The sequence below is a fragment of the Streptomyces sp. NPDC020965 genome, assembly GCF_044333555.1.
GTDB lineage: Bacteria > Actinomycetota > Actinomycetes > Streptomycetales > Streptomycetaceae > Streptomyces.
The window spans coordinates 446,941-463,203 of sequence record NZ_JBIRRE010000002.1; the positions used below are offsets into that span (position 1 = coordinate 446,941).

The window sequence follows — 16,263 nt, forward strand, 5'->3', positions numbered from 1 at the left end:
GCACCGACAGCCCCGCTCCGGACCGTGCCACCGGAACGCGCCGGGGCCCGTCCCCGGGCCTTGACGGCTCCGGGGGACGGGCCCGGGCGGGTGAACGTCAGTCCTTGATCTCGCAGATGCTGGCGCCGGACGAGAGCGAGGCGCCGACCTCGGCGTTCAGGCCCTTGATGGTGCCCGCGCGGTGCGCGTTCAGCGGCTGCTCCATCTTCATGGCCTCCAGGACGACGACGAGGTCGCCCTCCTGGACCACCTGGCCCTCCTCGACCGCCACCTTCACGATCGTGCCCTGCATCGGAGAGGCGAGGGTGTCGCCGGACGCGGCGGAGGCGGACTTCTTCGCGGCGCGGCGCTTCGGCCGGGCACCGGCGGCGAGGCCGGTACGGGCCAGCGACATGCCCAGCGACGACGGCAGCGAGACCTCCAGTCTCTTGCCGCCGACCTCGACGACGACCGTCTCGCGGCCCGGCTCGTCCTCCGGGTCCGCCTCGGCGGGCGCGGCGAACGCGGGGATCTCGTTGACGAACTCGGTCTCGATCCACCGGGTGTGGACCCGGAACGGGTCACTGGTGAACGCCGGGTCGGTGACGACCGCGCGGTGGAACGGGATGGCCGTGGCCATGCCCTCGATCGTGAACTCGCCGAGCGCGCGGGCGGCCCGCTGGAGGGCCTGCTCGCGGGTGGCGCCGGTGACGATCAGCTTGGCGAGCAGCGAGTCCCAGGCGGGGCCGATGACCGAGCCGGACTCCACTCCCGCGTCCAGCCGGACGCCGGGGCCGCTCGGCGGGGCGAAGGTGGTCACCGTGCCCGGTGCGGGCAGGAAGTTGCGCCCCGGGTCCTCGCCGTTGATCCGGAACTCGAAGGAATGACCGCGTATGGCGGGGTCGCCGTAGCCCAGTTCCTCACCGTCGGCGATCCGGAACATCTCGCGTACGAGGTCGATGCCGGTCACCTCCTCGGTGACCGGGTGTTCCACCTGGAGGCGGGTGTTGACCTCCAGGAAGGAGATCGTGCCGTCGGTGCCGACGAGGAACTCGACCGTGCCGGCGCCGACATAGCCGGCCTCTTTGAGGATGGCCTTGGACGCGGCGTACAGCTCGGCGTTCTGCTCGTCCGACAGGAACGGCGCGGGCGCCTCCTCCACCAGCTTCTGGTGGCGGCGCTGGAGGGAACAGTCACGGGTGGAGACGACGACGACATTGCCGTGCTGGTCGGCCAGGCACTGGGTCTCCACATGGCGGGGGCGGTCGAGATAGCGCTCGACGAAGCACTCGCCCCGGCCGAAGGCGGCGACGGCCTCCCGGACGGCGGAGTCGTACAGCTCCGGCACCTCGTCCAGGGTGCGGGCGACCTTCAGACCCCGGCCGCCACCGCCGAACGCGGCCTTGATGGCGATGGGGAGGCCGTTCTCCTTGGCGAAGGCGACGACCTCGTCGGCACCGGAGACCGGGTCGGGGGTGCCGGCGACCAGCGGGGCGCCGGCGCGCTGCGCGATGTGCCGGGCGGCGACCTTGTCACCGAGGTCCCGGATCGCGGACGGCGGCGGGCCGATCCAGGTCAGTCCGGCATCCAGGACGGCTTGGGCGAATTCGGCGTTCTCGGAGAGGAAGCCGTATCCGGGGTGGATGGCGTCCGCGCCCGAATCCTTCGCGGCCTGGAGGACCTTGGCCATGTCCAGATAGCTGGCGGCCGGCGTGTCACCGCCCAGGGCGAACGCTTCGTCGGCGGCGCGGACATGCGGGGCGTCCCGGTCCGGGTCGGCGTAGACGGCTACGCTCGCGATCCCGGCATCCCGGCAGGCACGGGCAACGCGGACAGCGATTTCGCCACGGTTGGCGATGAGCACCTTGCGCACGATGGCTCCCTCCTTGAAACAAGCTGAGTTTAGGGACTGCCGACACGGCCTTTCGACCCGTCCCCATTGGTGAGCTTGCCCACACGGAGCGTGATTCGAGGCTCGCGCAAGTCGCGAAATCCCTTGTCGCACCACGGTACGACGGGTTTCCATCCCGCACAGTAGCCCTGTTGTGTGGCGCAGGTCTCTGTCCGGGAGCCCAGCGGCCGGACGTGTTTCTTTGTGGGGAACCTACGAACGGGAGATTGATTCTTTGCGGTCGGACCGAGCGTGCCGGACGCTCGGACCGGGCGTGCGGGGGGATCGGACCGAGTGCGCGCAGCGTGCGCACCATGCGGGCCGGGTGGTCGGGCCGGGTGGTCGGGCCGGGAGCGCGGGGGCGGTCGGGTCGGGTGGGCACGGACCCTTGTCCCACGGATTACCCATGAGTAGCGTGCGCGCTGTCGTCCGTGCGTACTAGCGGTAACCAAGGGTGGGAGGCGCTGTGGCGCGCAGGCCCGTGGCCGTGCTGGCCGCGATCGTGCTGCTGACGGAGGCCGTGGGGATCGTGGTGATCAACGGCATTCTCGCCACCTTCGTGGACGGCCAGAGCATGTCCCTGGACGGTCTCGATCCCGGTACGACGGCCGTCGCCACCTGGGCGCTGGGCGGTGTCCTCGGCCTCTATCTGGGGGCGTGCGCCGTGGTGACCCTGCGGGCCGGTGCGCGGGGCCGTGCACCAGGGCGCTACGCGCGGGCGCTGTTGATCAGCGCGGCGGTGGTGCACGGAGTGCTGGGTGTGGTGGCCGCGGGACTGGTGGGGTGGGGGGTCTTCGGCTTCCTGATGGTGGCGCTGGGTCTGATCGTCTGGGTGTTGCTGGCGTACGGGGCGGAGGCCGGGCCGGTCTCCGGCGCGCGACGGCTCAGGTCCACAGCTCCGTGACCGAGCGGTCCAGCTCCGCCAGCAGCCGGCGCAGCAGTGGCAGCGAGAGGCCGATGACATTGCCGTGGTCACCCTCGATGCCCTCGATGAACGGCGCCGAGCGGCCGTCCAGCGTGAACGCGCCCGCCACGTGCAGGGGTTCACCACTCGCCACATACGCGGCGATCTCCGCGTCCGTCGGCTCCCCGAAGTGGACCGTCGTGGACGCGGTCGCCGACGCGATGCGGCCGGTGGTGGTGTCGGTGACGCAGTGTCCGGTCCTGAGGATGCCCGACCGTCCGCGCATCGACTTCCAGCGGGCCGTGGCCTCCTCCGCGTCGGCGGGCTTGCCGAGCGCCTCACCGTCCAGCTCCAGCACCGAGTCGCAGCCGATGACCAGCGCGCCGGCGGCGTCGGGGCGGGCGGCGACGACGGCGGCCTTGGCCTCGGCGAGCACCAGGGCCAGTTCGGCGGGGGTCGGGGCGGTCAGGGCGTCCTCGTCGACGCCGCTGACGATCACCTCGGGGGCGAAGCCCGCCTGGCGCAGCAGATTGAGCCGGGCGGGAGAGGCGGAGGCGAGGACGAGGCGGGGGGCTGGCACGGTCATGCGGCCATGGTAGGCGCGCCCCGCGCGGGCCCGCCCCCCTTCGGTCCGCCAGCGCGCCCGGTGCGGGGGGTCCCCGGTCGGTCCCTGGCCGGCCGGGGGCGGGCCGTTCAGAGCAGGCTGACCACGAGCATGACGAGCACGATGGCGAGGGCCAGCACCAGACCCGCGCGGCGCATCATCGCCTGGGTCTCGCGCAGTTCCTCGGGGGGCTCGTTCTCGGGGTCCGACCACAGCATGTCTCCGATGGTGCGGTCCCGGTCCGGGCCGGCGCCTGAGTACGGGTACTCAACCGTGACGTGACGCGCGTCGCGCCGGAGTGTCGCGCACCGCTGGGGGTCCACCCCGCCCCCCGGCCGCGTTCTGATCGATTGATTTCTTATTCTGCATTCTTTGGGTGCCGAATTGATGGATTACCTTTCGGTTTAGGCCGATGGCATATTCCGGACGGGTATCCATTGACGATCATGTGATGGGTGAGTAATTTGGTTAACTCTGCCGGGGAATCGCCTTTCGCGTGTGATCGCACCGTGCGAAGGGCATGACCGCACCACGCGAAGGGCATAAGGGGGAGCAGGAAATGAAGACAATGGGCAACGGGCGGACCGCTTCGGTCGGCGCCCTGGTTTCGTTATTCGTGCTCGGCTCGGCGGCGGCGGTGTTCGCCGTGGACCCGCCGACCAACAAGAGGATCAGCAATGGGCGCGAGGGGTGGGAGTCCACCCGCTGGTCCGACGAGCAGTATTCGAAGCTCTGGTTCAAGGGGTGCGACGCACCATCGGTCGCCGGGCTGCCGGAGAGCGTCACCGTGCGGTACTACAAGGACAAGGATTTCTTCCCCGATCCGGGGTACGGCTCGCGGAAATTCACCAAATGCTTTGAATCCGCTAGCGCCATCAGTGTGGGGGAGTGGCGCAACCTGCCGCGGCAGGACGGCTATTACGTCAGGATCGTGGACATCAACTCGACGGCGTACGAAACCATCGACGTCGCCAGGTACTCGGTCGACACCACCGCGGCGGAGTAGGACGAAGACGGCGGCACGCAGGGGACGGCACACCAACACCCGATGAAACTCTCCACACGGATCCGGGGCAGCGGCGCCCTGCGCGTCCTGCCCTTCGCGCTGGTGCTCGTCTTCTTCTACTACGGCACCAACGACTACGCCGACGACGGGCTCGGCCACGCGCCCACCGCCGTCTCCGACGCGCTCGGGATGATCTACGGCTTCGCCTACGCCGTCGCGTCGGGGCTCGGTGTGTGGGAGAGCGGCAGACTGCGGGCGACCGGGCTGTGGCGGCTGGCCCCCGGTCGGTCCCGGTTCCGGGTCGCCGGGTCCGCCCTGCTACCGGTGCTGCTGCTGAGCTGGCTGATGCTGGTGTTGCCGGTCGCCGCGGCCCTGCTGGTCAGCGGCGTGCCCCCGACCCCGGCGAGCCTGCTCCCGCTACTCATGGCCCTGCTGCTCTGCGCCGCGCACGCGAGCATCGGCTTCGGGGTCGGGCTGCGGACACCCCCGTTGATCACGGCGCCGCTCATGAGTGTGTTCGTGCTGATCCTGGTGACCTTCTCCTGGACCGTCGAACCGACCTGGGTGCGCCATCTGTTCGGGCAGTACCCGACCACGCTGATGTTCGGCGAGCGGGCCAGCGTCCTCTCCCTCGTACCCCATCTCTCGCTCACCGGCGGTATCGCGGCGGCCCTGTGGCTGTTGTGGCTGCCCTGGCGGCCGGTGCTGCCGCGGGTGGCGGTGGCCCTGGTGGCGTCGCTCGCCGCCGTCGCGGGGTCGTGGGCGATGGTGCGCACCTGGGATTTCAATCCGCCCCTGGTGACGGCGTCGGCGCCGGTGCGCTGTGCCGGCGAGGAACCCCGGGTCTGTATGCCCCGGGTGACCGCGAGTCGGCTGCCCGAAACGCGTGCCGAACTGGTCTCGGTGCTCGCCGATTTCCGGGTGGCCGGTGTGGCTTACGCGCCCGATGTGATTACCGACAGCATGAATGACGGGCGATTCCCGGTGTCGTCCACCGAATCCCGTTGGCACATTCCGCTGACCGCGATCGCGAACCGCGGGAACTCCCGGTATCAACTGGCCCTCGCCTCGGTGCGATTCACCTGCGGACGGCCCGATCCGGTGACCCGTCACGCGGTCCGGGCATGGGTGGCGCGAGTGACCGGCGAGGAGATCGGTCACCGTGGGACGACCTCTTCCGCGCGGCGGGCCGAGCGGGAAATCGACCGTGTCAACGCCCTGCCGAGAGAGCAGCAGGCGCAATGGTTCCGCGAGAGTCTCGCCGAGGGGTGCGGAAAGGGTGGGTGACGGGGATGAAGTGGTGGTTCAAGGCCCGGCGCGGCCACACCTTGCTGCCGCTGACCCTGACCGTATTCCTGCTCTTCGTGATCGTCGTGCGCAACAGCGTGATCGGTCTGCCGTCCCTCTTGAGCGGTGGTGGTGATGTGGTGCTGATGACCTTCGCCCCGATCCCGGTCACCTCGGGTCTCATGGCGGTCCTCGATTCTCGGCTGGACGCGCCCGAGACCTCCGGTATCCGGCCCGTCGCCGTGCTGGACTCCCTGCTCGTGCTCGCCGTCGCCGGCCTCGCGGCGCTGATCGGTTTGATCGCGGGCACCGCGCTGGGGCAGCCGGACGCGATCATCACCGGTCGGAACACCGCGTTCCTGGTCGGCCTCACGCTCTGCGTCCGGGCCGTGGCGGGGCCCGCCGCCGTGATGGCCCCGGTCGGCTGGCTGATGCTGGTCATCCTGGTCGGCGTGGGTCCCGACGGGGATCCCTACCCCTGGACCGTGGTCCGGCCACCCCTGGACTCCTGGCCGGCCGCCGTGGCGGCGGTGCTGGTCCTCGCCGCCGGGACCGCCGCCGTACTGCGTCCCGCGCTGCGGCGGCCCCGGCGGCCCGCCGCTTCGCACGCCCGATCCCGCTCACCGCGCTCCCTGAGGAAGACGTGATGACCCTGCGCTTCCGCTCCTGTACGTACTCCTACTCCCACCGCCGGCGCCGCCCACCGGTCCTCGCCGACCTCAGTTACGAACTGCCTCCAGGTCTCACGATCCTGCTGGGTCCCAACGGCGCCGGGAAGTCCACCCTGCTCCGGCTCGCCGCCGCCGTCGCCCGGCCCCGCTCCGGCGACATCACCCTCGGCGGCCTCACCGCACCGACCAAGGCGTACCGACGTGCCATCGCCTGGATGCCCCAGACGATCACCGCCGCGCCCGCCCTCACCGTCCGGGAGTACGTCGCCTACGTCGGCTGGCTCAAGGGCATGAGCCGGCGCGACGCCTGGGACCGGGCGCTCGAATCGCTGCGGCGGGTCGAGCTGACCGACCGGGCGGAGCAGCGGACCGGCCGGCTCTCCGGCGGGCAGCTCCGGCGCCTGGGGGTCGCGGCGGCCCTGGTCCACGGCGCCCGGGTGCTGCTGCTCGATGAACCGACCGCCGGGATGGACCCGCACCAGCGGCGGGTCTTCCGGGACACCCTCGGTGAACTCGCCGGTGAGGTGCGGATCCTCATGTCCACCCACGATGTGGCGGATCTGGCCGAGGACGCCGATCACGTCACCGTGCTCATCGAGGGACGGATCCGGCAGACCGGGGACGTCCCGGCGTTCCTCGCCCACGGCCCGCGCGGGGCGCCACCCGGCCGGGCGGCGGAGGCGGCCTACACTGCGCTGCTCACCGGCCCGGAGCGCCGCCACTGAACGGACGCGGACGCCGACGCGGACATGGATACGGACCCGGACATGGACATGGATACGGACCGGGCCCGGTCCGGCGCCACTGCCGCCACCCGGACCCGGGTCAGGCGCGGTCCAGACCTAAGACGGCCAGTAGGTGCGTGCCCAGGCCCGCGGCCCCGGCACCTGTCGGCGGGCGCGCGCGATCCTGGCCGGGTCGGACCACTGCTCGGGCGGCGCCGCCGCGCCCTCCACCGTGGAGGCCGTCGCCGCCGCCCGCGCCTGGACCACCGCCAGTGCGGCGGCCAACTCCTCGGGCGTGGGATTGCCCCGTACGACCTTGATCATCGTCCTGTCCTTCCTGACGGGCCGGGTGCGACCGCGGTGCGCGAGAGACGCATGGGGTGCATAAGACGTACAGGGTTCAACGGGGCGCTACAGCGGAATATTGCCGTGCTTCTTCGGCGGTAGGCTCTCCCGCTTCGTCCGGAGCTGACGCAGCCCGCGCACGATCTGCGCCCGGGTGTCCGACGGCATGATCACCGCGTCCACATAGCCCCGCTCCGCCGCCGCGTACGGGTTGAGCAGGGCGTCCTCGTACTCCTGGATCAGCCGTTCGCGGGTCGCCTCCTGATCGTCGGCCGCCGCGATGGTGCGGCGGTGCAGGATGTTCACCGCACCCTGCGCGCCCATCACCGCGATCTGCGCGGTCGGCCAGGCGAGATTGAGATCGGCCCCCAGGTGCTTGGAGCCCATCACGTCGTACGCCCCGCCGAACGCCTTGCGGGTGATGACGGTGATCAGCGGGACGGTCGCCTCGGCGTACGCGTAGATCAGTTTCGCGCCGCGCCGGATGATGCCGCCGTACTCCTGGTCCACCCCGGGCAGAAAGCCCGGGACGTCGACGAAGGTCAGCACCGGGACATTGAAGGCATCACAGGTGCGGACGAACCGGGCCGCCTTTTCCGAGGCGTTGATGTCCAGACAGCCCGCGAACTGCATCGGCTGATTGGCGACGATCCCGACCGGGAAGCCCTCGACCCGCCCGAACCCGGTGACGATGTTCGGCGCGAACAACGACTGGGTCTCCAGGAACTCGCCCTCGTCCAGCACGTGCTCGATGACCGTGTGCACGTCGTAGGGCTGGTTCGCGCTGTCCGGGACGAGCGTGTCCAGCTCGCGGTCCGCGGCCGAGAGCGCGAGATCGGCCTCCTCGGGGAAGGCGGGCGGCTCGGACAGATTGTTCGACGGGAGGTAGGAGAGCAGCGACTTCACATAGTCGATGGCGTCCTTCTCGTCCCCCGCCATGTGATGGGCCACGCCCGACGTGCTGTTGTGCGTACGGGCGCCGCCGAGCGCCTCGAAACCCACGTCCTCACCGGTCACCGTCTTGATGACGTCCGGGCCCGTGATGAACATGTGCGAGGTCTGGTCCACCATCACCGTGAAGTCGGTGATCGCGGGGGAGTAGACGGCACCGCCCGCGCACGGCCCGACGACCAGCGAGATCTGCGGGATCACCCCGGAGGCGTGGGTGTTGCGGCGGAAGATCTCGCCGTACATGCCGAGCGCGCTCACCCCTTCCTGGATGCGCGCGCCGCCGGAGTCGTTGATGCCGACGACCGGACAGCCCGTCTTCAACGCGAAGTCCATCACCTTGATGATCTTCTGGCCGTAGACCTCGCCGAGCGCGCCGCCGAAGACGGTGAAGTCCTGGGAGAAGACCGCGACCGGGCGGCCGTCGACCGTGCCGTACCCCGTGACCACGCCGTCCCCGTACGGGCGGGTCCGCTCCAGACCGAAACTGGTGGAGCGGTGCCGGGCGAATTCGTCCAATTCGACGAACGAACCCTCGTCCAGCAGCAGATCGACTCGTTCGCGGGCCGTCAGCTTGCCCTTGGCGTGCTGCTTCTCCACCGCGCGTGCGGAGCCGGCGTGGGTGGCCTCCTCGACCCGGCGCCGGAGATCGGCGATCTTCCCCGCGGTGGTGTGGATGTCGGTCTGTTCCGGCTCGGGCATCGGGCTGCGGCTCCCCTGGCTGGTCAGCCGCCGACGGCGGCTGTCGGGTGGATCTCGCTGACGGGCGGGCGCGGAAGGCGGGGGGCGTCCCGACCGGGGACACCCGCTGAGCTGCTGCGCCTTCGAGCTACTGATTCGTAGCGTATCGGCGGCGATACGGTTCGGCAGTGCGGCGTTTACCACACCTAACCTGGCTTGCATGACGTCACGGAATGCGCCTGGGAATGTGCCCGGGAACCCACTCGGCAATCCATCCGACAGCGCGCGCGGTAACCCTCCGGCACCCCCGGCGGGGGGCTCGGCGGGCGATGCGCCCGGCCGTCCTCCGGGCAATCGCTGGTCCGATCTGGACCGGCCGCCGCTGAACCCCACGGGGCTGCGCCGGGCCCTGCTGCGGCCCGGCGGACTGTGGAGCTCCTTCGACCTGGTGCCCACGACCGGGTCCACCAACTCCGATCTGGCCGCCCGCGCCACCTCCCTCCCCGAGGGCGCGGTGCTCGTCGCCGAGGAGCAGACGGCCGGGCGCGGCCGGCTGGACCGGGTCTGGACCGCCCCGCCGCGCTCCGGGATCTTCCTCTCCGTCCTCCTGCGGCCGGGCCCCGACGTCCCGGTGGAGCGCTGGGGCTGGCTGCCGCTGCTCGCCGGCGTCGCCGCGGCGACCGGGCTGAGCCGGGCCGCGGGGGTGGACCTGTCCCTCAAATGGCCCAATGACCTGCTGGTGAACGTGGCGGGCGAGGAACGCAAGACCGGGGGCATCCTCGCCGAGCGGGTGGGCGACGCGGGGATCGTGGTCGGCATCGGCATCAATGTGACGCTGCGCGCCGACGAGCTGCCCGTCCCCACGGCGGGCTCGCTCGTCCTCGCCGACGCGATCTCCACGGACCGTGACCCCCTGCTACGGGCCGTGCTGCGCTCACTGGAGCGGTGGTACGGGGAGTGGCGGGCGGCCGGCGGCGATCCGGGGCTCTCGGGGATCCAGGCGGCGTACGCGGCGGGCTGCGCGACGCTGGGCCGGACCGTGCGGGCGGACCTGCCGGGCGGCCGTTCGGTCACCGGCGATGCGGTGGCGCTGGACGGCGACGGGCGGCTGGTGCTGACGACCGGGGGCGGTGCGCGGCAGGCGATCGGTGCAGGGGACATCATTCATCTGAGGCCGGCCGACTGAGCCACGGCGATCCCGGGGGAACCCGAACAGCCACTCGGACGTGAGCCAGGGCACACCTGCCGTATCGTTGAGGCGATCGAGCGACAGATCGGCAGGGCAGTGCGCACGGAACGGGCAGGAGGCGGCTGGTGACCGTCGACGACACCACTTCCGGCGCGGGTGCGTCCGGTGGGTCCGCCCCGTCGCCGGGTTCGTCCGGTTCGCCGTCCGGCGGGCCGGTGAACCAGGCCGGCGATTCCGCTGGCGGGGCGGCTCAGACGGCTGCCGGGGGCGGGTCCGGGATGGCTTCCGGTTCCGGTTCCGGTTCCGGTTCCGGGTCTGGTTCCAGACCGGGGTCGGACTCTGCTTCCGGTGCGGGGTCTGGTTCTGCGGGGTCCGCTGGATCTTCAGGAGCTGCTGGGTCTGCCGGCTCCTCGGCGTCGGTGCATCCGACGCCGCACCACGCCGTGGACCATACGGCCGAGCCGACCGACGACCCCCTCGCCATCCGGCTGGAACAGCTCATCCTCGGCGCCGAGCGCCGCTACACCCCCTTCCAGGCGGCCCGTACCGCCGGCGTCTCGATGGAGCTGGCCTCGCGCTTCTGGCGGGCGATGGGCTTCGCCGACATCGGCCAGGCCAAGGCGCTCACCGAGGCGGACGTGCTGGCGCTGCGGCGGCTCGCGGGTCTGGTCGAGGCGGGTCTGCTGAGCGAGCCGATGGCGATCCAGGTGGCGCGGTCGACCGGCCAGACGACCGCCCGGCTGGCGGAGTGGCAGATCGACTCCTTCCTGGAGGGGCTGACGGAGCCGCCCGAGCCCGGAATGACGCGTACGGAAGTCACCTATCCGCTGGTGGAGCTCCTCCTCCCGGAGCTGGAGGAGTTCCTCGTCTATGTCTGGCGGCGGCAGCTCGCCGCGGCCACCGGGCGGGTCGTGCAGGCCGCCGACGACGAGGAGATGGTGGACCGCCGCCTCGCGGTGGGCTTCGCCGACCTGGTCGGCTTCACCCGGTTGACGCGCCGGCTGGAGGAGGAGGAGCTGGGCGAGCTGGTGGAGTCCTTCGAGACCACATCGGCCGACCTGGTCGCGGCGCACGGCGGCCGGTTGATCAAGACGCTCGGCGACGAGGTGCTGTACGCGGCGGACGACGCCCGCACGGCGGCGGAGATCGCACTCCGGCTGATCGACGCGATGGCCCACGACGAGACGATGCCCGCGCTGCGGGTGGGCATCGCGTTCGGGACGGTCACGACGCGCATGGGCGACGTCTTCGGTACGACGGTGAATCTGGCGAGCCGCCTCACGTCGATAGCGCCGAAGGACGCGGTGCTGGTGGACGGGGCTTTCGCGGAGGAGTTGGTACGGACGGGAGACGCGCCGAAGTCGGAGACCGAGGCGGCGGAGGCGGCGGCCACCGCCGAGAAGGAGGGCGAACCCCTGCCCTCGTACCGCTTCGCCCTCCAGCCGATGTGGCAACGGCCGGTGCGCGGACTGGGTGTCGTGGAGCCCTGGCTGCTGTCGCGCCGCCCCTGAGCGACGCGGTCACGGGGTCCTGAGCGACGCGGTCACGGTGTGGTTGAGCGACCTGGTCACGGGCTGGCGGGCGCGGCCTATGATCCCGTGAACCGTCGTTAACCGGGAGGGTGTCCATGTCCGCGTCCGAGCAGCGCTACGGCGAATTCGTCCTCGTCCGCCGTCATCAGCACGTCGCCGAACTCGTCCTCGACCGCCCCGCCGCCATGAACGCGGTCTCCACCGCCATGGCCCGCGCCATCGCCGACGCCACCACGGCTCTCGCGGCCGACCCCGGTGTCCGGGTCACCGTGCTGACCTCGTCCCACGACCGCGCCTTCTGTGTCGGCGCGGACCTCAAGGAGCGCAATTCGCTCACGGACGCCGAGTTGGTACGGCAGCGGCCCACCGCCCGCGCCGCCTACACCGGTGTCCTGGAGCTGCCCATGCCCACCATTGCCGCCGTGCGCGGATTCGCCCTCGGCGGGGGCTTCGAGCTGGCCCTGGCCTGCGATGTCATCGTCGCCGACGCCACGGCCGTGGTCGGGTTGCCGGAGGTCTCCGTCGGTGTCATCCCGGGCGGCGGCGGCACTCAACTGTTGCCGCGCCGGGTGGGCGCCGCCCGCGCCGCCGAGCTGGTCTTCACCGCGCGTCGGGTGGAGGCGGCGGAGGCGCACGAGTTGGGGCTGGTCGACCAGCTCGCCGACGACGTCCGTACGGAGGCGCTCGCGCTGGCCGGCCGGATCGCCGCGAACTCGCCCGTCGGGCTGCGGGCCGCTAAGCGTGCGATGCGGCTGGGACAGGGGCTCGACCTACGGGCCGGTCTGGAGGTCGAGGACGCGGCCTGGCGGTCGGTCGCCTTCTCCGGGGACCGGGCCGAGGGAGTGGCCGCTTTCAACGAGAAGCGCAAGCCGGAGTGGCCGGGGGAGTGAGCCCGGGGGCGGCTCGTGCCCTACCTCCGGCCCATGCCAACTGATCGAATCGGGTCAAACCTCCCTAAGCTGGGACGATGGCTGAGGATCGGCGGTTGCGGGCCGTGGTGGCGCTGGCGCAGGCGATGGCCGCCGCGCAGACCCCGCGTGAGTTCTGGCGGGCCGCGGCGCTGGGCGCCTGCTCCGCGCTGGCCGGCACTTTCGCGGCGCTGTCCGTGTGGGAGCGGGAGCTGGGACGGCTGAAGGTGCTGGTCAACGCGGGTGAACGCGCTCCCGGTGAGGAGGAGTTCCCCGAGTCGGAGACCTACCCGGTCAACCGCTTCCCGGAGATCACCGAGTTTCTGCACGAGCGGTGGGCGGGCGGTGGCGAGCCGGACGCCTGGGTGGAGTCGGCGACGGGGCCCCTGCCGGCGTTCGGCGGCCGTCGTACGGGTCATGCCGGTCGTACGGGGCGTACGGGGCGTACGGATGCGGTCAGGGGTGCCGGGGGTGTCCCGGGTGCCTCGTACGTCTCGGGCGCACCGAGCACCTCGGCCGCGCCGGAAGCCGCAGACACATCGGAAGTCACGGACACGCCGGGTGCCTCAGGCGTGCCGGGTGCCTCAGACTCTCGGGGTGCCCCAGGGGTTCCCGGCTTCGACCCCGACCTCGGAGGCGGTTCGGGCGGGGCCGGGCGGTTCGGGCGGGCGCCGGACTCGCCCCAGCAGCACCCCGAGGCGGAGGCGCCCGCGCCCGGCACCCCACCCTTTGACGCCGAGGCGCCCGCCCCCGCGCCCGGTTCCGCGCCGCCCGGGGGTGCTCCGGGTCGCGGTCCCGGTCCTGCCGCCCGGCCGGAGCACGAGATCCGACCTGGGCGTGAGGTCCTGTCCGGGGGTGAGGTCCGGCCCGGGCATGAGGTCCCGCCCGAAGGTGCGGTCCCGTCCAGGCGTGAGGTCCCGCCCGCCCATGGGTATCGGCATCCCTCCGCCCCCGCCGACGGGCGCGTCGCCGCGCTGCGGCGGCGCGGGCGGGGCTGCTGTGTCGTCGCCCCGATCGTGCTCCACGGGCGGGCCTGGGGTGAGTTGTACGTCGCCCGCCCGCCGGGTGCCCCCGTCTTCGATCGGGACGACGCCGACTTCGCCACGGTGCTCGCCTCGGTCATCGCCTCCGGTATCGCCCAGACCGAGCGGCTCGAAGAGGTGCGCCGGCTGGCCTTCACTGACCCGCTCACCGGTCTCGCCAACCGGCGCGCCGTCGACACCCGGCTTGACGAGGCCCTGGAGCGGCACCGCGCCGACGGCTCCGTCGTCAGTCTGGTCGTCTGCGACCTCAACGGCCTCAAGCAGGTGAACGACACCCATGGCCACGCCGTCGGAGACCGGTTGTTGGAGCGGTTCGGCTCGGTGCTCTCGCTCTGCGGCGCGATGCTCCCCGGCGCCCTCGCCGCACGGCTCGGCGGCGATGAGTTCTGTCTGGTCTCGGTCGGCCCCGCCGCCGATGACGTGGTGCGGGTCGCGGACGAACTCTGCGTACGGGCCGCGGAGTTGGAGCTCGGTGAGGGTGTGGCCTGCGGGGTCGCGTCGACCGGGGACCCGATCGGCCAGGTCCGTACGGCTCGTCGGCTCTTCCGGCTCGCGGACGCCGCCCAGTACCGCGCGAAGGCGGCCCGGTCCCCGAAGCCGGTGGTCGCCGGCCGGGACGGCAGCGTGCTCCGGCTCGCGGACGCCCCGCCCCACGCGGGGTCGCGGGAACGCCGAGCCTTCCGCGGAGTGGCACCGGAGGACGAGCCCTGGAGCGAGCCGTAGCCGGCAGGTCGGCGCACTCCGAGCTGTAGCCGGCAGGTCGGCGCACTCCGAGCCGTAGCCGGTCGAGTGGCCCACCCCGAGTCGCAACCGGTCGGCGGGGGTGCCCCTGGTGGTGCATCAGGCGCAGCGGGTGCACGGGAGTGCGCCAGGCGTGCCGTGCGTAAGGGGTCAACCCGGCCGCCGCTAGTGACATGAGTCAATTCAATCCGTACGCTGCTGAATATGAATATGCGTACAGTCGTGGTGGGGACGTCCGGTACCACCACCGATGACGTCATCGCCGTGGCCCGCGAGAGCGCCCGTGTGGAGATCTCCGCCGCCGCCCTCGACGCCCTCGCCGCCGCCCGTACCGTGGTGGACGCCCTCGCCGCCAAGCCCGAACCCGTCTACGGCGTCTCCACCGGTTTCGGCGCGCTCGCCACCCGGCACATCGGCCCCGAGCTGCGCGCCAGGCTCCAGCGCAACATCGTCCGTTCGCACGCCGCCGGCATGGGCCCGCACGTCGAACGCGAGGTCGTCCGCGCGCTGATGTTCCTCCGGCTGAAGACGGTCTGCTCCGGGCACACCGGCGTACGCCCCGAAGTGGCGCAGACCATGGTCGACGTACTGAACGCCGGTATCACCCCCGTCGTCCACGAGTACGGCTCGCTCGGCTGCTCCGGCGATCTCGCACCGCTCTCCCACTGCGCCCTGACCCTCCTGGGCGAGGGAGACGCCGAGGGCCCCGACGGCCGGGTCCGCCCCGCCGCCGAACTGCTGGCCGAGCACGGCATCGCCCCCGTCGAACTGCGGGAGAAGGAGGGCCTCGCCCTCCTCAACGGCACCGACGGCATGCTCGGTATGTTGATCATGGCCATCGCCGATCTCCAGCGCCTCTACACCTCCGCCGACATCACCGCCGCGCTCACCCTCGAAGCCCTCCTCGGCACCGGCAAGGTCCTCGCGCCCGAGCTGCACGCCATCCGCCCGCACCCGGGCCAGGGTGTCGCCGCCGCCAATATGAGCGCCGTCCTCAAGGGCTCCGGACTCACCGGCCACTTCCAGGAGGACGAGGCGCCCCGCGTCCAGGACGCGTACTCCGTGCGCTGCGCCCCGCAGGTCGCCGGGGCGGGCCGGGACACCCTCGCCCACGCCCGGCTGGTCGCGGACCGCGAACTCGCCGCCGCTGTCGACAATCCGGTGGTGCTGTCCGACGGCCGGGTCGAGTCCAACGGCAACTTCCACGGCGCCCCCGTCGCCTATGTCCTCGACTTCCTCGCCATCGCCGCCGCCGACCTCGGCTCCATCGCCGAACGCCGCACCGACCGGCTCCTGGACAAGAACCGCAGTCACGGCCTGCCGGCCTTCCTCGCCGACGACGCGGGCGTGGACTCGGGCCTGATGATCGCCCAGTACACCCAGGCCGCGCTGGTCAGCGAGTTGAAGCGGCTGGCGGTGCCCGCGTCCGTCGACTCGATCCCGTCCTCCGCTATGCAGGAGGACCATGTCTCGATGGGCTGGTCCGCGGCCCGCAAGCTGCGCACCGCCGTCGCCGCGCTCGGTCGGATCATCGCCGTCGAGCTGTACACGGCGACCCGGGCGATCGAGCTCCGCCGCGAACTGCACGGCCTCGACCCCGCGCCCGCCTCCACCGCCGCCGTCGACGCGCTGCGCGCGGCCGGTGTGGGGGGACCGGGTCCGGACCGGTTCCTGGCGCCCGAGCTGGCCGCCGCCGATGTGTTCGTACGGGACGGGGAACTGATCGCGGCCGTCGAACCGGTGACGGGACCGCTGGCCTGATCCCGGCGTCGGCCGAACCCGGCCGGAGTCCGTTCACGTCAGCGGGAG

The 16,263-nt window shown here is 71.8% G+C and carries 14 protein-coding genes and 1 pseudogene; 10 read left to right on the plus strand and 5 right to left on the minus strand.

What is annotated here, in order from left to right:
* Positions 1–97: 97 nt before the first annotated feature.
* Positions 98–1,852, minus strand: a complete 1,755-nt coding sequence (locus ACH4S7_RS08890; RefSeq protein WP_398520406.1) for an acetyl/propionyl/methylcrotonyl-CoA carboxylase subunit alpha — start codon at positions 1,850–1,852, stop codon at positions 98–100.
* Between the two features lie 484 nt (positions 1,853–2,336).
* Between ACH4S7_RS08890 and ACH4S7_RS08895 the strand changes: the two genes are divergently transcribed.
* Positions 2,337–2,774, plus strand: coding sequence for a hypothetical protein (locus tag ACH4S7_RS08895; protein ID WP_398520407.1), 438 nt, complete (start codon positions 2,337–2,339; stop codon positions 2,772–2,774).
* Here ACH4S7_RS08895 and ACH4S7_RS08900 read toward each other — a convergent pair.
* Both ACH4S7_RS08900 and mmpB read right to left on the minus strand, forming a co-directional pair.
* Positions 2,755–3,360, minus strand: a complete 606-nt coding sequence (locus ACH4S7_RS08900) for a Maf family protein (RefSeq protein WP_398520408.1) — start codon at positions 3,358–3,360, stop codon at positions 2,755–2,757. The two genes, ACH4S7_RS08895 and ACH4S7_RS08900, sit on opposite strands and share 20 nt — an antisense overlap.
* A 107-nt stretch (positions 3,361–3,467) precedes the next feature.
* Positions 3,468–3,596, minus strand: coding sequence for a morphogenic membrane protein MmpB (mmpB, locus tag ACH4S7_RS08905; protein ID WP_398520409.1), 129 nt, complete (start codon positions 3,594–3,596; stop codon positions 3,468–3,470).
* A gap of 341 nt (positions 3,597–3,937) precedes the next feature.
* On the opposite strand from mmpB, the gene ACH4S7_RS08910 reads away from it, so the two are divergent.
* From ACH4S7_RS08910 to ACH4S7_RS08925, 4 genes are read left to right on the plus strand one after another with little or no spacing between them, the layout of a single operon-like run.
* Positions 3,938–4,384: a hypothetical protein gene (locus ACH4S7_RS08910; protein ID WP_398520410.1), complete on the plus strand. Its 447-nt coding sequence runs from the start codon at positions 3,938–3,940 to the stop codon at positions 4,382–4,384.
* Positions 4,385–4,426: 42 nt separating this feature from the next.
* Positions 4,427–5,671 (plus strand): hypothetical protein, encoded by a 1,245-nt coding sequence (locus ACH4S7_RS08915; protein ID WP_398520411.1) that lies wholly within the window; start codon positions 4,427–4,429, stop codon positions 5,669–5,671.
* Positions 5,668–6,318: a hypothetical protein gene (locus ACH4S7_RS08920; RefSeq protein WP_398520412.1), complete on the plus strand. Its 651-nt coding sequence runs from the start codon at positions 5,668–5,670 to the stop codon at positions 6,316–6,318. The genes ACH4S7_RS08915 and ACH4S7_RS08920 overlap by 4 nt, the downstream gene beginning before the upstream one ends.
* Positions 6,318–7,067: an ABC transporter ATP-binding protein gene (locus ACH4S7_RS08925; protein WP_398520413.1), complete on the plus strand. Its 750-nt coding sequence runs from the start codon at positions 6,318–6,320 to the stop codon at positions 7,065–7,067. Before ACH4S7_RS08920 ends, ACH4S7_RS08925 begins: the two co-directional genes overlap by 1 nt.
* A 117-nt stretch (positions 7,068–7,184) precedes the next feature.
* Here ACH4S7_RS08925 and ACH4S7_RS08930 read toward each other — a convergent pair whose 3' ends face one another.
* Complete coding sequence (locus ACH4S7_RS08930) at positions 7,185–7,391, minus strand: acyl-CoA carboxylase epsilon subunit (RefSeq protein WP_398520414.1); 207 nt, start codon at positions 7,389–7,391, stop codon at positions 7,185–7,187.
* Positions 7,392–7,478: 87 nt separating this feature from the next.
* On the minus strand, positions 7,479–9,062 hold the full coding sequence (locus tag ACH4S7_RS08935) for an acyl-CoA carboxylase subunit beta (protein WP_398520415.1): 1,584 nt from the start codon (positions 9,060–9,062) through the stop codon (positions 7,479–7,481).
* Positions 9,063–9,261: 199 nt separating this feature from the next.
* On the opposite strand from ACH4S7_RS08935, the gene ACH4S7_RS08940 reads away from it, so the two are divergent.
* From ACH4S7_RS08940 to hutH, 5 genes and pseudogenes are all read left to right on the plus strand, one after another.
* Positions 9,262–10,227 (plus strand): biotin--[acetyl-CoA-carboxylase] ligase, encoded by a 966-nt coding sequence (locus ACH4S7_RS08940; protein WP_398520416.1) that lies wholly within the window; start codon positions 9,262–9,264, stop codon positions 10,225–10,227.
* A gap of 281 nt (positions 10,228–10,508) precedes the next feature.
* Positions 10,509–11,741 carry an adenylate/guanylate cyclase domain-containing protein gene (locus tag ACH4S7_RS08945; protein WP_398520717.1) on the plus strand — a complete coding sequence of 411 codons (1,233 nt, stop codon included), beginning with the start codon at positions 10,509–10,511 and terminating at the stop codon, positions 11,739–11,741.
* 116 nt (positions 11,742–11,857) lie between these two features.
* Positions 11,858–12,652: an enoyl-CoA hydratase/isomerase family protein gene (locus ACH4S7_RS08950; protein WP_398520417.1), complete on the plus strand. Its 795-nt coding sequence runs from the start codon at positions 11,858–11,860 to the stop codon at positions 12,650–12,652.
* Positions 12,653–13,464: 812 nt separating this feature from the next.
* A pseudogene (locus ACH4S7_RS08955) lies at positions 13,465–14,436 on the plus strand (diguanylate cyclase domain-containing protein); the annotation flags it as partial.
* A gap of 228 nt (positions 14,437–14,664) precedes the next feature.
* Positions 14,665–16,215, plus strand: coding sequence for a histidine ammonia-lyase (hutH, locus tag ACH4S7_RS08960; protein ID WP_398520718.1), 1,551 nt, complete (start codon positions 14,665–14,667; stop codon positions 16,213–16,215).
* Positions 16,216–16,263: the final 48 nt, after the last annotated feature.

Excerpts from the sequence above, each read along its gene's own strand:
- ACH4S7_RS08900 (WP_398520408.1), bottom strand. The coding sequence starts at position 3,360 with ATGACCGTGCCAGCCCCCCGCCTCGTCCTCGCCTCCGCCTCTCCCGCC.
- mmpB (WP_398520409.1), bottom strand. The coding sequence starts at position 3,596 with ATGCTGTGGTCGGACCCCGAGAACGAGCCCCCCGAGGAACTGCGCGAG.
- ACH4S7_RS08910 (WP_398520410.1), top strand. The coding sequence starts at position 3,938 with ATGAAGACAATGGGCAACGGGCGGACCGCTTCGGTCGGCGCCCTGGTT.
- ACH4S7_RS08915 (WP_398520411.1), top strand. The coding sequence starts at position 4,427 with ATGAAACTCTCCACACGGATCCGGGGCAGCGGCGCCCTGCGCGTCCTG.
- ACH4S7_RS08925 (WP_398520413.1), top strand. The coding sequence starts at position 6,318 with ATGACCCTGCGCTTCCGCTCCTGTACGTACTCCTACTCCCACCGCCGG.
- ACH4S7_RS08930 (WP_398520414.1), bottom strand. The coding sequence starts at position 7,391 with ATGATCAAGGTCGTACGGGGCAATCCCACGCCCGAGGAGTTGGCCGCC.
- ACH4S7_RS08935 (WP_398520415.1), bottom strand. The coding sequence starts at position 9,062 with ATGCCCGAGCCGGAACAGACCGACATCCACACCACCGCGGGGAAGATC.
- ACH4S7_RS08940 (WP_398520416.1), top strand. The coding sequence starts at position 9,262 with ATGACGTCACGGAATGCGCCTGGGAATGTGCCCGGGAACCCACTCGGC.
- ACH4S7_RS08945 (WP_398520717.1), top strand. The coding sequence starts at position 10,509 with ATGGCTTCCGGTTCCGGTTCCGGTTCCGGTTCCGGGTCTGGTTCCAGA.
- ACH4S7_RS08950 (WP_398520417.1), top strand. The coding sequence starts at position 11,858 with ATGTCCGCGTCCGAGCAGCGCTACGGCGAATTCGTCCTCGTCCGCCGT.
- hutH (WP_398520718.1), top strand. The coding sequence starts at position 14,665 with ATGCGTACAGTCGTGGTGGGGACGTCCGGTACCACCACCGATGACGTC.